Here is a 20,646-nt window from a genome sequence, read left to right on the forward strand (position 1 = left end):
TGAAAACCATAAGCAGCCAGCCTTAAACCTATTAAACTTTTGAACCTGCGCTATTCCTGGCTGGCCCTTCTTAAAATATCTTTTTCTTCTTCGGTTAGGGTATTATATCCTTTGAGGTTGATCTTATCCAAAATTTCATTGACCCTTTGCTCAGTGATATTGGGTGTTTTTTTATAAGGCTGCTTGTCTGATTTATAAAACAGCTCTTGCTTGATGTTTTTTCCCTTTTTGGGTTTATCAGGATTGAAAAGATTACCAAACCAATCAAAGAAATTATTCATCCATTCGCTCCAGTCATAGCCACGACGGAAAGAAACAATGAATAAAAACCCTGTCAAAGCACCCATCAGGTGAGCGATATGCCCGCCCGGGTTACTAAGCGGGATACCGGCTAGGTCAATGATGAGATAAATAACCATTAACACCCAAATAGGAATGCCGCCGAAGAGCATAGGAAAGATCCGGTAGCCTGGCGAAATAGTGGTTACGCCTGCCGCAATAGCCATGACACCCGCAGATGCACCCAAGGCCTGAACCACCGGAAGTGATTGCTTCAAGCCAGGTAAAAAATTATACGCTAAAATAAATGCCAAAGCGCCACCCAAAGCCCCATAGATATAAAGTGGGATGATCTTACGGTTGCCGGTAAGATCAAGAAAAATATAACCAAAAACCCAAAGCCATAGCATGTTCCCAAGCAGATGCCAAACACTGTCGTGGGTAAACATGTGGGTAAGGATGGTCCAGGGTTTGGCGGCTATTTTACTGAAGTCAGCAGGCAATGCGAACTGGCTTAAAATTTTTGTTTCATAAAAATGGCGGGCTTCGGCTGCATTTTCATAGCGCAGGTGAAAGACAGCGTATAAAAAGGCAAGAACAACAAAGATGATCATGTTGATCGCAATTAAGAGGATCAACGCATTATTTGCCTGCGCCAGTGATAATCGTTTTCGGTGCTGTCGTTCGTGGTACGCCATAGTGTCAATGCAAAAGTAAACCAGGATGTTCAAAACAGGAAGATAATGACATGCAGAAATTATCGTTTGTCACCTGTTTAAAACCCTTTATCAATACAACGTTTTGCGGTTGGTTTTGTTCCAGATGTAAACGATTATAAAACCCGTTATAGCTCCGCCTAAATGGGCGAAATGAGCAATGTTATCACCCTGCAGGGGATTAATACCGCCAAAAAGATCTAATAATACCAAACCCAAAATGGCCCATTTGGCCTTTACCGGAATTGGGATAAACATGAGGTATAGTTCAGTATTGGGAAACAAATAGGCAAAGCCCACCATTACTCCCATTACGGCGCCTGAAGCGCCAACAGCCGACGCAAAAAATCCACTTACTTTAGGCATGAGAGCATTGTAAGCTTGTTGATCCTGGTTCACATAAGCAGTTTCAAGCTGTTGAACCAAAGCAGGATCAAAACGCAGGTGTTGAACTAATAAATGACATAAAGCAGCACCAACACCACAAGACAGGTAAAAGAATAAGAATCGTTTTGAGCCCCACACATTCTCCAGGATCTTTCCAAACATCCACAGCGTAAACATATTGAAAAGGATATGAAAGAACATAATGTTGCCAAAGCCATCATAAGTTGCGTGAGCAAACATATGTGTAGCTATCTGGTATGGCTTGAAGTAAGGTGTATCAATAGGGTATAAAGCAATTTTATTGGTGAGATCAAAATCCTTATGAAAAATCAGTTGGGCAATCCAAACCAAAATATTAATGATGATAAGGTTTTTGACAATCGGGGGAAAATTGCTGGGTCGTGTAAAACGAAATTGACTCATAAAACAAAAATACTTTTTTACTGCTTAAAGGCCGGACAACTAATCTTCTACTATCTTAATTTTAACTGAACCACATTTTCAATATGCAAGGTGTGCGGAAACATGTCAACCGGCTGAATCTTCTTTACCTCATACTTTTCATTGAGTAAGTTAAGGTCTCTTGCCTGTGTGGCGGGATTACAACTTACATACACCACGGTTGGCGCCGCCATATCCAATATCTTTCTCACCAGTTTTTCATGCATGCCGGCCCGCGGTGGATCGGTGATGATTACGTCAGGTCGTCCATGGTCGGCAAAAAACTCATCATTGCAAACGTCGATCACGTCTCCTGCAAAGAACGCCGTATCGTTCAGATTGTTCAGTGCGGCGTTTTCTTTAGCATCTTCTATTGCAGCTGCAATCATTTCCACGCCGATAATTTTTTTGGCGCTCCGGCTTACAAAAATGCCAATGCTACCCGTGCCACAATAAAGGTCATATACGGTTTCATTGCCCGTCAGTTCAGCAAAATCCCGGGTAACTTTGTATAACGCTTCGCCCTGCCTGCTATTGGTTTGAAAAAAAGACTTAGGCCCGATCTTAAACGAAAAATCTTCGAGCTTCTCGATCACATATCCTTTTCCGGAATAAATAACCGGTTCCAAATCATGAAGGCTGTCATTTTTCTTCATGTTAATGGTGTAAAGGAGGGTGGTAATTCCCGGAAATAAATCCAAAATATGGTCGAGCAATACTTTGATTTTCCGGTCCTGTTTTTCGCCAAATACAATATTTACCATTAACTCTCCGGTGGTGCATAAACGCACCTGCATGGTTCTTAAAAACCCTGTATGATTGCGGATGTCATAAAAACTGTAATTATGGTTCAGGGCAAATTTTTTGATGGCCAGCCGTAGCGCATTGGTTGGTTCTTCCTGCAGGTAGCATGTTTGAATATCTACCAGTTTGTCAAACATGCCTTTGGCGTGAAAACCAGCTACATTTTGCTGGCTGCTGATCAAGGGGTCATTCAGCTCTTCTTTCAGCAAGAATCGCTTGTTACCAAAAGTGTATTCTATTTTATTGCGATAGTATCTTGTTTCCTTTGCGCCGAGTATGGGCATCATTTCAGGTAATTGAACTTTACCGATCCGCTGAAGATTGTCTTTAACCTGCCGTTGTTTGTATTGCAATTGTTTTTCATATGGCAACATTTGCCATTGACAGCCACCGCAAACGCCAAAATGGGAGCAAAATGGCTCAACTCTGTCGGGTGATAATGAATGAAACCGAAGCGGTCGTCCTTCGGCCCAATCTTTTTTGTTTCGGCCCAATTGAACATCAACCACATCGCCAGGGACAACGCCTTCAATAAAAATCACTTTACCATCAACTTTTGCCAACGACTTACCTTCCGCGGCATAATCTTCCACTCTTATCTTTTCCAGTACAATATTTTTCTTTTTTCTGCTCACGGCGCAAAACTAAGCCCCCGGCTTTTAACGGTGACCCAAAACCAGATATTTCTCTAATTTTTAGAGAAAGCAACTGTTTCAAGGGTTAAAACCTCTATGAAACAATTTGTTAATGGATTCCGGCGTTGCAATTCCGGAGGTTTTTTAGATAACTTTACCGATTATTCTGGCTCTTGAACGACCAAATCAAATGAAATGAGCCATGATAATGTTTGCTATCAACGGTACGTTTATTTGGCGAATTCCATATGGCCAAAAAAATGATAACAATTAAACATATGAAAGTCAACGGATGAAAAAATTGTCAATGATCCCGCTTTTGCTGCTATCTTCTCTCGCATTTGCACAAAACGGTTATGAGATAAAAGTAACGCTTAAGCCTGTCAAAAATCAATATATCTACCTTGGCCATTATTCAGGTAAACAATATCCCGTAGTTGATTCGGTAAAATTGAATGAAAAAAGTGAAGGAGTTTTTAAAGGTCCGAAAGAGTTAGGCGGAGGTATATACCTGGTTGTATATCCAAATAAGGACAGGTTCCTCGAGATACTGATCGACAAAAAGCAGCAATTTTCATTGATAGCTGATACAACTGATTCGAGGGCAAAAAAATTTGTGAACTCGCCTGATAATGAACTCTTCAACGAGTATCAGAAATATATGGCCAGGAAAGGAGCGACTATCGAATCCAATAACAATGCTTTAAAAACAGCCAAAACGGCCAAAGACTCGGCGGGCATTACTGAAAATATCAAAAAAACCTTAGAAGAAATATCGGCCTACCGGTCACAGTTTATTGCGAAGCATCCGGATAATATTCTCAGCCTATTGATGCACTTAATGGAAGAACCAAAAATTCCGCCTGCTGAAAAACATCCTGGTGGAAAATATGATTCGACATTTGCCTACCGCTATTTTAAAGATCATTATTGGGATGGATTGGGTTTTTGGGATGACCGAATGAGCCGTACTCCAGCCTCCTTGTTTGATGAACGATTGGATAAGTATTATAATACGCTGGTTTACCAGCACCCTGACTCGGTTATTAAAGAAATAGACTGGATGTTAGGCTATGCATCTGCCAGCCCTGAAATGACAAGGTACCTGCTGGTAAAATTTGTGAACCGCTATCTCAACATGAAATACATGTGGGAGGATAAGGTGTTTGTTCACCTGTTTGAAAAATATTTTTCGCAAAAAAACTATGACTGGCTCACTCCCCAAGGCAAAAAGATCATTACAGAAAGAGCCTATAGCCTGATGGCGAATATCATGGGCAACCCCGCTGAAAATATCTCCCTGCCCGATACGGCCGGAGTTACTAAGGTATTGTATAGTGACACTTCCCGTTTTACCATCGTTTGTTTTTGGGATCCCACCTGCGGACATTGCAAGGAAGTGTTGCCCGTGATGGATTCAATGTACCAGGCTAAATGGAAGCATAATGGGGTAAAAATTTATGCAGTGGCGAAAGAAACAGATGGTTCAAAAAAGGATTGGATGGACTTTATCCATAAATACCAGTTAAAGGGTTGGACCAATGTCTATTATTCCAAAGCCGAGGAGAAAACCAGGGTAGATGCCGGCATACCTGGCTACACGCAGCTGTACGACGCACAGGTGGTGCCTGCGGTTTTCCTGCTGGATAGGGATAAAAGGATCATAGCTAAAAAGCTTACCTGGCAACAGGCCGATGAGATTATAAACGTAAAAATGCAATCACAATAAATAATATTAGTTCCAATAATTGATATTCAAATTCGTTATTCTAAGGCATTTGAAAATTCATACCATGACAAAAAACTGGCTGACTGCTTTATTCATTTTCGCAATTGTATCTCCCGTTTCGTCTCAGACATTATTTACCTACGGTAGTCATAAGGCTGACGCAAAAGATTTTTTGAGGGCCTATAACCGCAATAACCAACAACCATCGTCACCAAAGGCGGTGAAAGAGTACCTGGACCTTTATATAAACTCCCGTCTTAAAATCCGGGAAGCGTATGACAGGAGATACGATACGCTTCCACAAATAAAAGTTGAGGTGGAAAACCTACGCAGCCAGGTTATCGAAAACTACATGAATGATCCGGCTGTTATCGACCGGATGACAAAAGAAGCTTTTCAGCGTAGCTTGAAAGATGTGCATGCGGCTCACATTTTTATTTCATTGAAAAATGCAAACGGCGCAATTGATACTATCACTGCACAAAAGAAGCTCAACGAAGTAACTGACCGACTGGCAAAAGGCGAAGATTTTATGACCGTTGCACAGCAGCTCTCTGATGATCCGGCTGCCAAAACAAACAAAGGTGATTTGAGCTACATCACTGTTTTTACGCTGCCTTACGAATTTGAAAACATAATTTATTCTACACTTGTCGGGAAATACTCAAAGCCATACATGTCCAAAGTCGGGTATCATATTTTTAAAAATCTGGGGGAAAGAAAAGCATTGGGTAAAGTCAAAGTGCAGCAGATATTATTGGCCTTCCCGCCCGGCATTTCAGATGCCGATAAAAAGAAGACAGCATTGCTGGCAGATTCTATTTACAAAAAAATTTTAGCGGGTGAAGATTTTGGCAAACTGGCTTCCACCTACAGCAACGACTACGTAAGTGCCGCAACGGAAGGAAACATTCCTGATATTTCTATAGGCCAGTACGATCCGGTATTTGAAAAGCAGGTATGGTCATTAAAAAATGGAGCGGTAAGCAAACCTTTTGTGACTACACATGGCTATCATATTGTAAAAAAGATTTCAACCAAACCTGTGATCACAAATGCTAAGGATAAAGACAATATAGATGAGCTGTCGAAAAAAGTAAAAGCAACGGACAGATGGAAAACCGCGAAGGATTTTATTTACATACAGGTGAAAAGCAAAGCAGGTTTACAGCAGTTGCCGTATAAAGAAGTAGTGCTGTGGTCATTGTCAGATAGCTTGCTGGATAGCAAGCCGGGGTTAATGGGACGAACCATGAATAAAGGGTCGGGTCTTTTCAAAATTGGAAGCACTGTTTATACGGTTGATGAATGGATCAATTTTGCAAAAATGAACCGTTACAATACATCAGGCAAGATAAAATCATATCCTGATTTGATGGATGAGTTTATTAAAAGCTCTCTCTATCAATACTACCGGGCGCATCTCGAAGACTTTAATTCGGATTTCCGCAATCAAATGGAAGAGTTTACGGATGGTAATCTCTTTTTTGAAATCATGCAGCAGGAAGTGTGGAATAAGGCACAAAATGATACAGCCGCTTTGCAGGCATTGTATAATAAAAATAAGGAGGCCTACAACTGGAAACAAAGCGCTGATGCCATCATCTTTTTTTGCTCTGATGACGCCAGCGCTACGGTATTTGCTGATCAGTTAAAGAAAAATCCAGCTAACTGGAAAGAGTTATTAGAACCTCACAAAGAAAAAATTGTAGCTGATTCAGTCCGGTATGAGTGGACACAAATTCCCGGATTAGATAAAACAACGCCTAAGCCAGGGATGATCACTCCGCTATCTGTAAATGCGACTGATAAGACATCTTCATTTGCTTTAATTACTAAAGTATACAATCAGCCGACACCACGTAGTTTCAACGAGGCAAAGGGGCTAGTGATGAATGACTATCAAAATTGGCTCGAAGAAGAGTGGATTAAGCAACTGCGGCAAAAATATCCGGTGAAACTGGATGACAAAGTTGTCAATGATGTGGTTTCAGGAAAGATTCATTGATATCGTTTAAAGCTGATTTTATAGTATATATAATAAAAAAAGAAAGGTTGCTGTTTCGGCAACCTTTCTCTTTTTTAAAGATTAAGACTATAGAAGCTTTTTGACCACGTTGGCTACCATGAATGGCCTGCCGAGTGTATAATAATGTAAAACAGGAACGCCATTTTTCTTCAGGTCTTTCGATTGCTCCAATAACCATTCTTCTCCTATTTTTTCCACCTCTTCATCTGTTTTGCATTTTAATATTTCGTTGGCAAGATCAGCTGGAAGGTCAATATGGAAGGTCTTCGGTAAAACAGTCAATTGTTTTTTACTGTAGACGGGTTTTAATCCAGGGATAATAGGAACGGTGATACCAATATCACGACAGGCCTTTACAAACTCATAATATTTTGCATTGTCAAAAAACATTTGCGTAATAATATAGTCTGCTCCGCCATCCACTTTTGCTTTCAGGTAATTGAGATCGGTTTGCATATTAGGCGCCTCAAAATGCTTTTCAGGATAACCAGCTACGCCGATACAAAAATCTGTTTTGTGAGTTCCTTTAAGATCTTCTTCCAGGTAGATTCCGGCATTCAATTGAACTACTTGTTTAAGCAGATCGCTGGCATAGCGGTGACCATCGGGCTCGGGTTCAAAGGTGGCCTCATTTTTTGCAGCATCACCCCGCAGCACCAATACATTATCAATACCCAGGTAACGAAGGTTGATAAGGGCATCTTCGGTATCATTGATGCTAAAGCCGCCGCAAATGAGATGCGGAACCGTATCGACATTGTATTTGTTCATGATAGCCGCGCAAATGCTTTCAGTGCCCGGCCGCTTGCGGATGATCACTTTTTCAAAACTACCATCAGCTCTTTTTTTAAATACATGCTCACTGCGATGATAGGTAACGTTGATAAACGATGGCCTGAATTCCATTAAGGGGTCAAGATGTCTATACAACGCTTCAATACCTTTTCCTTTTAATGGAGGCAATACCTCAAATGAGATCAGTGTGTCCTTAGCTCCTTTTATGTGATCAATAACTTTCATCAGGTTCTTTACATTATTAAAAAGCCGGGACAATCCGGCCTTGTTTCATTGGGGTGCAAAGCTAATATAGAAAAGGTTTAAAAGGTTTAATAAGTTCAACAAGTTTAAAGGGCCAGGCCTTTAAACCTGTTAAACCTTTGGAACTTCTTGAGCGGCTCGATGGCATGTCTTATTTTTGCAATCTTATGTCCACTAGTATATATGCTCAAAATCTTGTCAAGAAATATGGCAGCCGAACAGTTGTTAACCATGTTTCATTTCAGGTAAACCAGGGAGAGATTGTCGGTTTGCTGGGCCCCAATGGTGCCGGTAAAACAACCTCTTTTTACCAGGTGGTTGGTCTTGTGCGGCCGGATGAAGGCACTGTTTTTCTAAACGACCTGGATATTACTTCTTTGCCGATGTATAAGAGAGCACAGATGGGCATTGGCTACCTCCCGCAGGAAGCATCTGTATTTCGCAAATTGAGTGTTGAGGATAATATTACGGCAGTTTTAGAGATGACAAAGCTTAGCAAGCAGGAGCAAAAGGAAAAAATGGAATCGCTGTTAGACGAGTTCAGGCTTCATCATGTTCGCAAAAGCAATGGCGACGTATTGAGCGGGGGTGAGAGAAGAAGAACCGAAATAGCCCGGGCCCTGGCTGTTGATCCAAAATTTATCCTCCTGGATGAACCCTTTGCGGGTATTGACCCCATAGCCGTAGAAGATATACAGGCAATTGTTGCTAAATTAAAATATAAAAACATCGGTATTCTTATTACCGATCATAACGTGACAGAAACACTTTCCATCTGTGACAGAGCCTATCTTTTGATCGATGGAAAAATTTTCAAACATGGAACTGCAGAAGAATTGGCTGCTGATGAACAAGTAAGAAAATTATACCTTGGAAGAAACTTTGAGTTGAAAAGAAAAGACTATTTGCACGAAGAGGCGATAAAAGCTGCAGGCGAATCAGCCCGGTAATCTTCAATACCTACAATTCAGTCAAATGCTTTATTTTGCCACCAGCAATGAGCATTTTAAGTCCTGCCATATCATCCCTGGCCCGGATGCGTTTTTGGCGCATCGAAGCGTGGAAAAATAATCCATTGGATGCACAGCGTGAAGTACTGCAGGACCTGGTGACTTCGGCTCAATACACCGAGTTTGGAAGGAAATTCAACTTTCATGAATTGTTTAATGTCCGATCCTTTAAGCAAGCTGTTCCCATTCATGAATACGAGGATCTGAAACCTTATATTGAACGCATCATGCAGGGTGAACAAAATATTCTTTGGAATACACCCATTTATTGGTTTGCGAAAAGCAGCGGTACCACCAGCGATAAAAGCAAGTTCATCCCCATCAGTGAAGAAAGCCTGGAAGAATGCCATTTTAAAGCCGCCAAAGATGTGCTGACCTTGTATTATAATTTTAATCCCGATTCTGCTTTATTAACAGGTAAAGGTTTGGTATTAGGAGGTAGTCATAATATTAATCCCATGAACAATGATGCGCAGTACGGGGACTTAAGTGCGGTATTGCTGCAAAACACGCCTTTTTGGGGTCATTGGTTGCGAACACCCGATCTCAGCATTGCCTTGATGGACGAATGGGAAAATAAAATAGAGAAACTGGCAAACAGTACCATTAAAGAAAATGTTACCTCCATATCAGGCGTACCCACCTGGACATTAGTTTTATTTAAACGCATTTTAAAAATCACCGGCAAAAAAACGATGGCTGAAGTATGGCCATCATTAGAGTTGTACATGCATGGTGGTGTTTCATTTACTCCTTATAAAGAGCAGTTTCAAAAATTGATTGGCAAAAAAATCAATTACCTGGAAATGTATAATGCCAGCGAAGGGTTCTTTGCCGCCCAGGAAAATCCCGGCGATGACGGCATGCTTTTGTTTACTGATCATGGCATTTTCATGGAGTTTATGCCCGTAAGCGAATATGGTAAAAAACATCCGCAGACCATCAGCCTGCAGGACGTGGAACTAGGAAAAAACTATGCACTTATCATCAGTACTAATGGAGGTCTATGGCGATATCTCGTTGGAGATACCATACAATTTACTTGCTTAAAACCATTCAAAGTAAAAGTATCGGGGAGATTAAAGCATTATATCAATGCGTTTGGTGAAGAAGTGATTGTTGATAACACTGACAGAGCCATTGCCATTGCTTCAGAAAAAACAGGTGCTGTTGTAAATGATTATACGGCTGCTCCCGTTTATTTTTCCGACACTTCAAATGGCGCCCACGAATGGCTGATAGAATTTGAAAAAGAACCTTCGGATCTCAACTTATTTACACAAGAGCTCGATACAGCCTTAAAAAGTATTAATAGTGATTATGAGGCTAAGCGGCATAAAGGTATTGCGCTTAGATTACCGGTACTTCATGCATTGAAAAAGGGAACCTTTAATCAATGGCTGCATAGCAAAGGAAAGTTGGGCGGACAACATAAAGTTCCACGACTTAGTAACGAAAGAAAGTATATAGAAGAAATAAAATTCTTCGCTGGTTCACTTTGATTATTCAACTGGCCGATTCTCTTATTTTTGTTCAAATAAAATAATCCAATGAAACTATTAAATGGAAAGGTTGCCATAGTTACAGGTGCTGCAAGAGGCATTGGCGAGGCCATCGCTATGAAATTTGCGGAGCACGGAGCGAATGTTGCGTTTACTTATGTAAGTGATAGCAGTGCTGAAAAAGCTTTGGCACTCGAAGAAAAGTTAAAAGCACTGGATGTAAAGGCAAAAAGTTATAAAAGCAACGCGGGTGATTTTGCCCAATGTGAAGCTTTTGTCAATGATGTATTGAAAGAATTTGGAACAGTGGATATATGTGTGAACAATGCCGGTATATCGAAAGATAATTTGCTACTGAGAATGAGCCCTGATCAATGGGATGAAGTAATAAAAGTAAACCTGAACAGTGTATTCTATATGACCAAGCAGGTCATCAAACCGATGGTGAAAGCGAGAAATGGAAGCATTATCAATATGAGTTCTGTAATTGGGGAAATGGGTAATGCGGGTCAAACCAGTTATGCAGCTTCAAAAGCAGGTATCATTGGATTTACCAAAAGCGTTGCAAAGGAACTGGGAAGCCGCAACATTCGTTGCAATGCCATAGCACCCGGTTTTGTAGAAACAGATATGACAAGCTACCTTAAAGAAGGTGATGCAGGTGATAAATACAAAGCAGGAATTCCCTTAGGCCGTTTTGCCAGCGCTGAAGATATTGCAAATACCACTTTGTTCCTGGCATCAAACATGGGCTCTTACATCACGGGACAGACGATCAGTGTTTGTGGGGGTTTGAATATTTAAAGTCCGTGGCTGCGGCGGTATTGTCACCGTTATTTTATTCCGCTGTAGCTGGTAAAGTTTAAAATATTTCAGAAAGTGATACCGTGCCTGCTGACTTGCTATCATCAGGCCACGGTAGCCATTTAAAAATCCCGCTCTCAGGATATAGGCATGTATAAATGACCACAACGGGCTGAGCACTATTTTTAACCAATTGGTTTTTTTGCCAACGAAGTAAAGTGACCGGGCGGCGATGGTGCTGAAATTATTACTTCTTTTTACATGTTCTTCAACGCTATTACAAATATAATGAAGCAGGTCACCCTTCAACGGGCAAACAGCAACAGTGGGTGGCACAATCACTTTATCATGCGGATCCAGCCCACCCCATTTAAGATAACGTTTATCAAACAAGCGAACTTTTGATTCAGGATACCAGCTTCCATGCCGGATAAATTTGCCACAGTAATTGGCACAACGGTTCATCTTATAAGCCCTGAAGGCAAACCCTTTTTTAGCTTTTAAGATAGATGCTTTCAGTTGGTCGTCGAGCTCTTCATCTGCATCCAGGCATAGTACATAATTATTCTCTGCAAACTCCAGCGCTGCATTCTTCTGCGCTATGTATCCCGCAAATTTTTGCTGAAACACAACAGCTCCCTTCTCCTCTGCAATTTCCACTGTACGGTCAGTCGAGAAAGAATCAAGTATTACGATTTCATCTGCAACTTCTCTTAGTGAATCAAGACATCTTCCGATGTTCTTTTCTTCATTGTATGTTATGATCACCACTGAAAGTAATTCCATACTTCGCTTAACATTTTTCAGGTTCAAAAATTTTTCCTTATGCCTTCATTCGCAGGCTACCTTTGCCGGGTAAAAATTTATCTTAATGAAAAGAGAGCATCTTATCATACCCTGCTGTTTGTTATTTATCGCCTCTCTGTTTTTATCCGTTGCTGTTGCGTTAAAAGTTATTACAATGGGCCTGGTGATTTTGGCAGCCCTTATCAATAACCCCATTCGGCAAAAAATTCATCTTTTAAAAGAGCGAAAGGCCATTTGGTTTATGCTGGCTTTTGCAGTTTTACTTTTTACCAGTTCTTTTTTTTCAAGCAATCATCATGCTGCGTCCCGTTTTGTGCAATTGCGTCTCCCCCTGGTATTGTTTCCATTGAGCATTGGTTTAATACAATTGTCAAAAGATCAAAGGAATAAAATACTGCTTGGCATTGCTTCCATTGTAACCATTTGCTGTTTCATTAGCCTTTGCTACTCCATTTTTCGATATCGTCAACATCATGACACCGCCTGGCTATATAACGATGCATTATCTTTTCTGATCGGCCAGCAATCCATTTACACATCACTATTAGTTAACATGTCCATTTACATCTTTGCTTATCACCTTCTTTATTCCCGGTTATCCGGCGGGTATAAATTTTGGCTGGGATTCGGCATTATTTTTTTATTTATCATTAGTTACCTTTTGGCCAGCCGAAATATGATGCTCATTCTATATGCCTCAACCATTGGTTTTTCTTTTTATTATATTTTCAAAAAGAAAAAATGGCTGGAAGGAGCCACATTAATAATGGGCATGATCATCGCCGGTTTTTTGATATTCAAATTTTTCCCCAAAACCATTAACAGGTTTAAGGAATTAGCATTCACCCAATTTGACTACCAAAGCCAAGCAAAGGAAAGCCACTATGCCGGACAGCTCACTTCTGACCAGTGGAATGGCGCTAATTTTCGCCTCGCTGCCTGGCAATGTGGTTGGCAAATCTTCAAAGAGCATCCCATAGCAGGTGTTGGACTAGGTGATAAAAAGGATGAATTGTTTAAAGTATATGAACAAAAACAATTCCACTTCGCTATCGCTACCAACAAGAACGTCCACAACAACTACCTTGACATTCTTTACAGCTTGGGAATCATAGGCTTCATTCTTTTTTTTGCAGGCTGGATATTTTTTCCAGCGATCCAATTCGCCCAAAGTAAAGACGGATTGGCACTGCTCATCCTTATTACCTTCAGTTTAGCCATGATTACCGAAAACTATTTTGACCGGAGCCTGGGTGCTTTGTTGGTTGGCTTTTTTGTCCCTTTTTTAATCTCTTGTAAAAAGCCCGGCATCAAGGCAAGATTTCGTTAATTATTGTCGGCTATGTATAACTCAATTGCCTTTTCTGTATCACCAATAAACTTTAATTCTCCATTTTTCATAAATGCAGAACGCCGGCAATATTTACGAATCGTATCCATACTGTGGCTTACAAGTACAACCGTCTTTCCCTCAATCCATGAACTTTCAAAAACTTTAATTGCTTTTTCCTGGAATTTCATATCTCCTACAGCAAATATTTCGTCCAAAAACATAATATCTGCTCCTGCATTAACTGCAATTGAAAATCCCAAACGGGCCATCATCCCTGATGAAAAATATTTAATCTTAGTATCAATAAACTCTTCCAGTTCTGCGAATGCCACTATCTTGTCAAACAACTTATCAATTTCTTTAATTTTTAACCCAAGCACAGAGCCGGAAACATAAATGTTTTCTCGTGCCGTTAACTCATGACTCATCCCCACACCGAGGTTCATAAGCATCGTAGTTCCTTCTATTTTAAGATACCCTGTATCGGTAGGATAAACGCCTGAAAGTAATTTTATTAGAGTTGACTTACCACATCCATTTCGGCCGATCAAACCCAGGCATTCACCTTTTTCAATATCCATCGAAACCATTCTAAGTGCCTGCACCTGCTTACGACGGGGCGGGTTAAACAAATTAAATAAACGATGCTTTACTGTATTGTGACTATCCTCGCTTATATGAAAGGTTTTACTGATGTTCTTTGCACTAATAGCGAAATTGTTTTCCATAGCTTTAATTAAAGTTTCTCAGCGGCTTTAGATCCCAGTTTGTTAAGTGTCCATAGTCCGGTTAGTAACAGGAAAGTTGCATATATTATGTCCCATACAAGTAATTGCATGTCCGGGTTTCTGCCTCCCATCATCACATGCCGGGCATTGATAATAATCCCGGCAATAGGATTTGCATAATCAAAAGAGGGTAAAGCGCTTCTAAATGTTTTTAGACTATATAGAATTGGTGATAAGAAGAAAAGAAAGCTTGTAAAGACCGTCCATATCTGAGAAATATCTTTCGCAATGATGTAAATATTTGACAAAATCAAAGATATACCCAATGAAAGAATAAAAAGATTCAGAAAAAGCAGAGCTATCCAAAAGTTGCACACAGACAGACCCATTGAATCTTTTTCAATAAGATTGTAAAATAATAAGAACATGACAAAATTGAAAAAGAAACCAATCGCATTGCTCAATAAGGTTGAAATATAAATTTCAAGCTTATTCATATTGCTATACTCATACAAATACTTTTTGGAATTTAATATTTGTATTGTTCCTGAAGTGGATTCAACAAAAAAATTCCAGATAATCAAGCCAATAAAAAGAAATGAAGCAAAAGCTGGCACATCAGATTTCAATATTTGCTTAAACACTATGTAGTAAATGCAGATATCCAATATCGGCTTCAGTAGTGCCCAAAACAATCCTAGTTTGTTTTCATAGTATCGCAGTTTAAATTCAATCTTTGCTAATAACCAAAGACGTTCAATTTTATTGGTTCGCCCGAACCAGTCTTTCACTACTTTAAGAATCATAGATTATTTTTTAAAAAGCCGGTATAATTTATAGGCCATCCTTTTGGCATATCTGTTTCGTTTAATAATACTTATTATTCTCAATGACGCCTGGCCACCAAAAGGCAGTTTGTCTGCCAGATTATGATCGAGTGAGGGATTATCCAGTGAAATTCCGGGACCGTTGGCATTCACAAGGTTGAAAATATCGGCGGCAAAAGTAGCATAAAACCGGCTATGCTTGTGGCTGATATATTGATATAGAAAAAGCTTTTTCTCTTTCGATATATACCTAATCATAGAATCAGGGCGTATACGATAATTGAATAATGCTTCCGGGATTGCTACGCCTTTATAACCGTTACTTAATAGGTTAATTAGACTCTCATAGTCTTCTAAACCCTGAAATACCATGTTAGTTTCATTCAATCCTGCATTCATAAAACTGCTTCGTTTATAAACCAATGAACTGGTATTAATGAGGTTGTGAAAAAGAATCAAAGGAGGTTCTGGTAAAAAAGCAGGCCATGTTTTTGTTGAAGAACCAAAATACTTTATCCAACATCCGGCAAAGTCTACGTTTTCATATTCATGGAAAACATGAACTGCCTGAGAATAATATTTAGAATCTACCGTATCATCCGCATCCAGGAAAGCAAGATACTCACCGCTGGATACCCTTGCCCCCAAATTCCTGGCATTCCCCAAGCCACCGTTAGAAATATCTATCACTTTAATCTGTGGCAGGCTTCGGTAGTTATTCAGTTGCCTGACACTGGCTTCGTCTGTACTGCCATCATTTACAATGATGATTTCTTTATTTTCAAAATCGGATTGTATTACAGATTGAATTGTTTCATCGATATATTTTCCCATATTATAGTAAGGTATCACAATTGAAAGCTTTCCAGGGATCCCTGCTCTTTCAGTCTGTTTCTTATGCTTTTGTGGCCGTACAAAGGGAAATATCGAAGTCTTATGTTGCCTTTGAGTTAATTCATTCAATACTTTTATCTTTTCCTCATAAATAACTTCGAAGCCATACCGTGTCTTCACTTTCTTAATTGCATTTGCCGAAATTGCTTTTCGCTGCTCATTGGTTAATAGCAATATAGATTGTAATTGCTCGCCAAATGTTTCAGGTGATTCGTGATCGAAAATAAATCCATCTACACTATGTTCGATAACTTCGGTTTGTCCACCTTGCCGGGATACGAGCAGAATCTTACCGAGTGCCATCATTTCAAAGACCACATAGGGCAGGTTGTCGTTATTGCTTGGAATAATTACAACTTCGGCATCAGCTAATCGTTTGCTGATTTGAGCTGGTGGAATCCTGTCTTCCATTTTTAATAACCCAGCTTGGATGTATTTCTTAAATCTTTTTCGTATCAGGTCACCCATTGAAGCACCCTCGGCATGGTACACAATATCCTGGCCACCTAATAAATACAAAGGCCTGTTAAATCCCTTTTCCCACAAATCTTTGAAATATGCAAGCAATCTGAAAGCTCCTTTTTGCGCAGTAAGTTTACCGTAAAAAACAATTTGATTGGCCCGCTCGTTCCATTCAGGCTTATCGGGAAACTCCCGTGGATTAGCAAAAGGGTTAGGCACAATTGTTAAATTCCTGTTGGCCAATTCAAATCGTTTATACAGTTCCTTAACCATATATTCACTCGGCGATATGATATGATTGGCAGCCTGTAAGCAGAAGCGCTCCATCTCACATATCCAGAAGTTAGGGTAGCGATATTGTGGTATATGGTTATATTCCATATATAAAAACGAAGGCGAATGCATTGTAATAAGTACAGGGATTTCCTTGCACCACTCATAAAGAAGATATTTGTATTGCAAGAGATAATAAGCAATACCCAAATATTCCTGGGCCTCAATTACATCGGGCTTTCCTTCTTTTAAAATGAAGTGTTTTACAACATGAGCAAATTCATAGCTGATATTTGTAACATGCCCCAGAAAATGTGATGACCCAGTCCGTAAAGGGTTGAACCGGATAACACGTATTCCATTCCACTCTTCAACTTGAATATCATTTACTGTCGCATCATTGATAAATATCGAAACAAAATGTCCTTTTGTTGACAGCATAACTGCCGTATTGTAGCAGTATGTACTGATTCCGCCGCCAAAGAAAGGCGGATACTCCGTCGTAAGTAGCCAATATCTCAATCTTTATACTTTTTTACTTCATTAGAAAATAAAGACCGGAAAGTTCGTTTTCCCATTACTACCTTAATGATATGACCAAAGCGTTTATACCATAAAGGAAGTACTTCATATTCGTTTGTATAATACTTTTTCAACTTCAGCAAATCGCTAAACGGAGCGTCTGAATCATTGGCTTTTCTAAAAATATAATCTAAATAATCCTTTTTTGCTTTCAGATCCTCTTCTAGGAGCTTGTTTACGTGTAGCGCATCTTGTAAGCCGACCGATTTTTTATGCAACAACTGTATAAGACGTACAAGATGCATCTCTTCCTGGAATAGTTTGGATTCAGCATCTGTTATAAAGTCCTGCAGACAATTTGTTAAACCGGTATCCTGCCGGATAAAAAGCTGGAGTCTATCTTCACTTCCCAATAAGCTGGAAAGATAAAAATCCGTAAACTTCTCAATCGATTCGAATAAAGCTGGTTGAATGTAAGTAATCCCGTGATTGAGATCGGGCTTCGTCTCTGTACTATTTAAATCAACAACACCTATGTTATCAATTCCCTGTGAACTTATTCCTTGTAATATTCGATTTTTTACTAAATCTGTTTGCCCATATATTTCCTTCTCTGCCAAAAAAGTAACAATGACCTTCTCTTGTGACTTGTAATATTCAGGATGAAATAGGAGAAGACAGAGAATATCAACCCACTCATCTCCCTTCTCTTCAAATATTTCCCTTGCATCAACAGTTATCGCAAATCCATGTTTTAATTGTGGCATAAACACGTATTGCAATATATCTCTTAATTCTTCCGCATTGAAAGGCCTGACCAGGAAAGAAATTTTTTGTCTTTGCTGATAAAGTTCCGTGGATATTATCCTCGCTTCTTCAAGGTTTGCTATTAGCCATATGTCCGACAGTTTAGACTCCATAAATCTTATATCCCTGACTTGTTGCAATCCATGACATAGCCCTCTCCCATGAGTGTATAAATGTTCCGTTTCCAAAATCCAATACATTTCCTTTCTCCAACTCCGATCTGATTTTAAACAGGGATCGGCTTTTAAAAAAATCTTTTAAAAGCTTTGTTCTGATCCAGAAGATATTTCCTGCTATAAAGTCATAGTTGTCGGTTCGTATATCATGATTGTTTAAAATTATTTTCAACTGCTTATTACTTGTGCACATGAAACTATCCGTTTTGATGTTATACTCATTTTGAATATAATTACCGGAACAGACAATACCGGTTTCATCACTATTCTCAAATTTTTCAATAACCGTGGGTAGCAATTCTTTACTTATAATCTTAAATAACTCGTCTCTCCACAATTCACCATTTCCAAGGTGGAGGCTTTTTTTATCATGAATAATTAAAGTAATATCAGACTGGATATTTAGTTTTAAGGCAACATTCAATGCGGCAAATTTCCCCCCAATATCTCTCCCCTTGTGTGAGCTGTTTATTATTATACTTGCGGGAAAAACCTTTTTGAGTATCTGTATGAACGGCTTGCTATTGCTAAGTGCTGCAGAAATATTAAATATGAAAAATGAATTATGCTGATTGAGAATAGTCAATTGATCGATAAAAGCTAATGCCATATCATAAAAAAATATATGACATATCACCAAGGGCCGGAGTGTTGTATTGTTGTTCTGTTTTCCATCGATGCGACCATCGGAAAACACCTCAATGATATCGTCAACGGGATAATTAGTTTTCTTTTCAATAACAGAAAAAATGTCCAGAATATCGTCGAAATTTTCAGGATTAGAAACCACAAGGTCTCTTTTAACGAAAGGGAAATTATGCTCGCATATCAACTCTCTCCAAAAAAAATGGGTAGGATTGTGGTTTATTCCCTTGGATTGTAATATGAAATTATCATAGCTAAAATAAGCTTTACCTGGCAGCCCGTTCTTGAGAAGAGATTGTGATAGGAAAATTTCGCCCTTGCTTATAATTTTTTTCTTGCCTAAAACACCAAAGTCCTGGTTGAAGATTGATCGGAAGGCGTCACTTGTGAAAGCCTTTCTGGAAAAGCCCATAAAGTAAGATTGCAAATGCCACTCTGTTTCATAGGAATCGGTTAATCCCCAGAAATCAATGCTGGGGTCAGATGTCATGCTTTCAATTATAGGACGCATGTCGAAAAAAGGACCAAAAACGCTATCATTTGCAAGAAACAAATGCTCCGTATCGTCGGGAACCATTTTATTTCTCATAGCCCATTGCCACGCTCCAAAATCAAGCCCCTGGTTTTCCCGCTCAACAACTTTGCACTTATATTTTTCTTCTAAATTTTCCTTTACATTTTTGTCTTCAAAAGGAGAATTAGATATGATTACTATTTCACATTCAATCGAGGCAAATACATCCAGGAGAGCATATACATAATTATAGATGCTGTTCTTAGGATTAAAATGATTGAATAAACAACAATATTTAGCCACTTTACACTTTTTGAATTCTTTTCTATACCAGCCAGTTCACCCGTAGCTGAATTATTTTTGAAGTATGAAATAAAACTCGTTGGCCGATTTTTCTACTGAATGAGGGTAATATACTATGCTTGACCAGGGTTTTATATTTTTTGAAAAATAGTTTACCATTTCTAAAAAACTGTCCTCATTCCAGGTATGGTAATGAATATCGCTGTATTTATTATTAAATTCGGTTACAGCCCTCTTATATGGGTTTGCTGAAACAAAAGCTTTCTCATAAAATTCTACAAAGTGCAGAAAATCCCTTTCGCGTAAAGGACGTTTATAATCGAGTATTAAGTGATCCAACGTTGTCAAATCTCTTGCAGAATCAAAAGTCAACTCTTTATGGGGAACAAGTAATACAAGGTTGCCATTTGGTTTTAGCTTTGTCCAGGCCTTTTCAATGGCAAGTAAAGGATTTCGAACATGCTCAATGACATGGCAGAGTATGAGAAAATCCTTGGATTGGTCCGCTATGCCTGACATATCCTCTATGCCAGTTTGATATTTACATCGCACAAACTCATTAGTGTAAGTATTGTTATTAAAGTAAGGGCTGTCTTCAGAGAAATTGTCAAAAAAGTCAGCATACTCAATAATGGCATGTATGGAACAGGGAAAGGGATTAGAGGCAGCGCCGAATTCAATGCCCGATCCAGAAAGTTGACTGCCTATATGATCGCGTATCGCTCCCACCAGCAGATCAGGCGTATATTGTATACCGGGCAAAGCCAGAGGAGCTGAAAGTTCAAACAAATCTATATATTCTGCGGAAACAGTTTCAATGTCCTCCCATTTAAAACCGTATGAATCCATATGAGTTCCAGACGGTATCCACCTTCTGCAGTTTCCTAACACAAAATAAACCCTGCCATTATGGGGCGACTCATTACAAAGCAATAATCTGTAGCTGTTCATGTTATTCTTTTATTCACTTACAATATGACA

General features: G+C 39.4%; 17 protein-coding genes. 6 read left to right on the forward strand and 11 right to left on the reverse strand.

Features of this window, described 5'->3' with window-relative positions; genetic code table 11:
- Window positions 1-50: 50 nt before the first annotated feature.
- From P2W73_RS20165 to rlmD, 3 genes are all read right to left on the reverse strand, one after another.
- The gene (locus tag P2W73_RS20165) at window positions 51-977 is read right to left on the reverse strand and encodes a rhomboid family protein (RefSeq protein ID WP_276503905.1); all 927 of its coding nucleotides are present in this window, start codon (window positions 975-977) and stop codon (window positions 51-53) included.
- A 90-nt stretch (window positions 978-1,067) separates the two neighbouring features.
- A complete protein-coding gene (locus P2W73_RS20170; RefSeq protein WP_276503906.1) occupies window positions 1,068-1,805 on the reverse strand; it encodes a rhomboid family intramembrane serine protease in 738 nt (245 codons plus the stop codon).
- 50 nt (window positions 1,806-1,855) lie between these two features.
- Complete coding sequence (gene rlmD, locus P2W73_RS20175) at window positions 1,856-3,262, reverse strand: 23S rRNA (uracil(1939)-C(5))-methyltransferase RlmD (protein WP_276503907.1); 1,407 nt, start codon at window positions 3,260-3,262, stop codon at window positions 1,856-1,858.
- Between the two features lie 292 nt (window positions 3,263-3,554).
- On the opposite strand from rlmD, the gene P2W73_RS20180 reads away from it, so the two are divergent.
- Window positions 3,555-4,991 (forward strand): TlpA family protein disulfide reductase, encoded by a 1,437-nt coding sequence (locus P2W73_RS20180; protein WP_276503908.1) that lies wholly within the window; start codon window positions 3,555-3,557, stop codon window positions 4,989-4,991.
- Between the two features lie 64 nt (window positions 4,992-5,055).
- Window positions 5,056-6,999 (forward strand): peptidylprolyl isomerase, encoded by a 1,944-nt coding sequence (locus P2W73_RS20185; RefSeq protein ID WP_276503909.1) that lies wholly within the window; start codon window positions 5,056-5,058, stop codon window positions 6,997-6,999.
- Window positions 7,000-7,086: 87 nt separating this feature from the next.
- On the opposite strand, the gene metF is transcribed toward P2W73_RS20185, so the two are convergent.
- The gene (gene metF, locus P2W73_RS20190; protein WP_276503910.1) at window positions 7,087-8,040 is read right to left on the reverse strand and encodes a methylenetetrahydrofolate reductase [NAD(P)H]; all 954 of its coding nucleotides are present in this window, start codon (window positions 8,038-8,040) and stop codon (window positions 7,087-7,089) included.
- Window positions 8,041-8,225: 185 nt separating this feature from the next.
- On the opposite strand from metF, the gene lptB reads away from it, so the two are divergent.
- Genes lptB through fabG form a run of 3 tightly spaced genes read left to right on the forward strand, consistent with a single transcriptional unit; the run spans window position 8,226 to window position 11,374 of the window.
- Window positions 8,226-9,008, forward strand: coding sequence for an LPS export ABC transporter ATP-binding protein (gene lptB / locus P2W73_RS20195; protein WP_276503911.1), 783 nt, complete (start codon window positions 8,226-8,228; stop codon window positions 9,006-9,008).
- A 35-nt stretch (window positions 9,009-9,043) separates the two neighbouring features.
- Complete coding sequence (locus tag P2W73_RS20200; protein ID WP_276503912.1) at window positions 9,044-10,570, forward strand: GH3 auxin-responsive promoter family protein; 1,527 nt, start codon at window positions 9,044-9,046, stop codon at window positions 10,568-10,570.
- A 48-nt stretch (window positions 10,571-10,618) separates the two neighbouring features.
- Window positions 10,619-11,374: a 3-oxoacyl-[acyl-carrier-protein] reductase gene (fabG, locus tag P2W73_RS20205; RefSeq protein ID WP_276503913.1), complete on the forward strand. Its 756-nt coding sequence runs from the start codon at window positions 10,619-10,621 to the stop codon at window positions 11,372-11,374.
- Here fabG and P2W73_RS20210 read toward each other — a convergent pair.
- Window positions 11,312-12,160, reverse strand: coding sequence for a glycosyltransferase family 2 protein (locus tag P2W73_RS20210; protein ID WP_276503914.1), 849 nt, complete (start codon window positions 12,158-12,160; stop codon window positions 11,312-11,314). The genes fabG and P2W73_RS20210 overlap by 63 nt on opposite strands.
- An 85-nt stretch (window positions 12,161-12,245) precedes the next feature.
- On the opposite strand from P2W73_RS20210, the gene P2W73_RS20215 reads away from it, so the two are divergent.
- Window positions 12,246-13,511, forward strand: a complete 1,266-nt coding sequence (locus P2W73_RS20215) for an O-antigen ligase family protein (protein WP_276503915.1) — start codon at window positions 12,246-12,248, stop codon at window positions 13,509-13,511.
- On the opposite strand, the gene P2W73_RS20220 is transcribed toward P2W73_RS20215, so the two are convergent.
- The 6 genes from P2W73_RS20220 to P2W73_RS20245 form a co-directional block, all read right to left on the reverse strand.
- The gene (locus P2W73_RS20220; protein WP_276503916.1) at window positions 13,508-14,095 is read right to left on the reverse strand and encodes an ABC transporter ATP-binding protein; all 588 of its coding nucleotides are present in this window, start codon (window positions 14,093-14,095) and stop codon (window positions 13,508-13,510) included. The two genes, P2W73_RS20215 and P2W73_RS20220, sit on opposite strands and share 4 nt — an antisense overlap.
- A gap of 155 nt (window positions 14,096-14,250) precedes the next feature.
- Window positions 14,251-15,048 carry an ABC transporter permease gene (locus P2W73_RS20225; protein ID WP_276503917.1) on the reverse strand — a complete coding sequence of 266 codons (798 nt, stop codon included), beginning with the start codon at window positions 15,046-15,048 and terminating at the stop codon, window positions 14,251-14,253.
- A gap of 3 nt (window positions 15,049-15,051) precedes the next feature.
- Entirely contained in the window at window positions 15,052-17,220 is a 2,169-nt protein-coding gene (locus P2W73_RS20230) for a glycosyltransferase (protein ID WP_276503918.1), read from the reverse strand.
- Window positions 17,217-18,140, reverse strand: a complete 924-nt coding sequence (locus P2W73_RS20235) for a hypothetical protein (RefSeq protein ID WP_276503919.1) — start codon at window positions 18,138-18,140, stop codon at window positions 17,217-17,219. Before P2W73_RS20235 ends, P2W73_RS20230 begins: the two co-directional genes overlap by 4 nt.
- Window positions 18,130-19,665, reverse strand: a complete 1,536-nt coding sequence (locus tag P2W73_RS20240) for a rhamnan synthesis F family protein (protein ID WP_276503920.1) — start codon at window positions 19,663-19,665, stop codon at window positions 18,130-18,132. The genes P2W73_RS20235 and P2W73_RS20240 overlap by 11 nt, the downstream gene beginning before the upstream one ends.
- 51 nt (window positions 19,666-19,716) lie before the next feature.
- Entirely contained in the window at window positions 19,717-20,616 is a 900-nt protein-coding gene (locus P2W73_RS20245; protein WP_276503921.1) for a methyltransferase domain-containing protein, read from the reverse strand.
- Window positions 20,617-20,646 lie beyond the last annotated feature (30 nt).

This window comes from Terrimonas pollutisoli (assembly GCF_029360765.1).
GTDB lineage: Bacteria > Bacteroidota > Bacteroidia > Chitinophagales > Chitinophagaceae > Terrimonas_B > Terrimonas_B pollutisoli.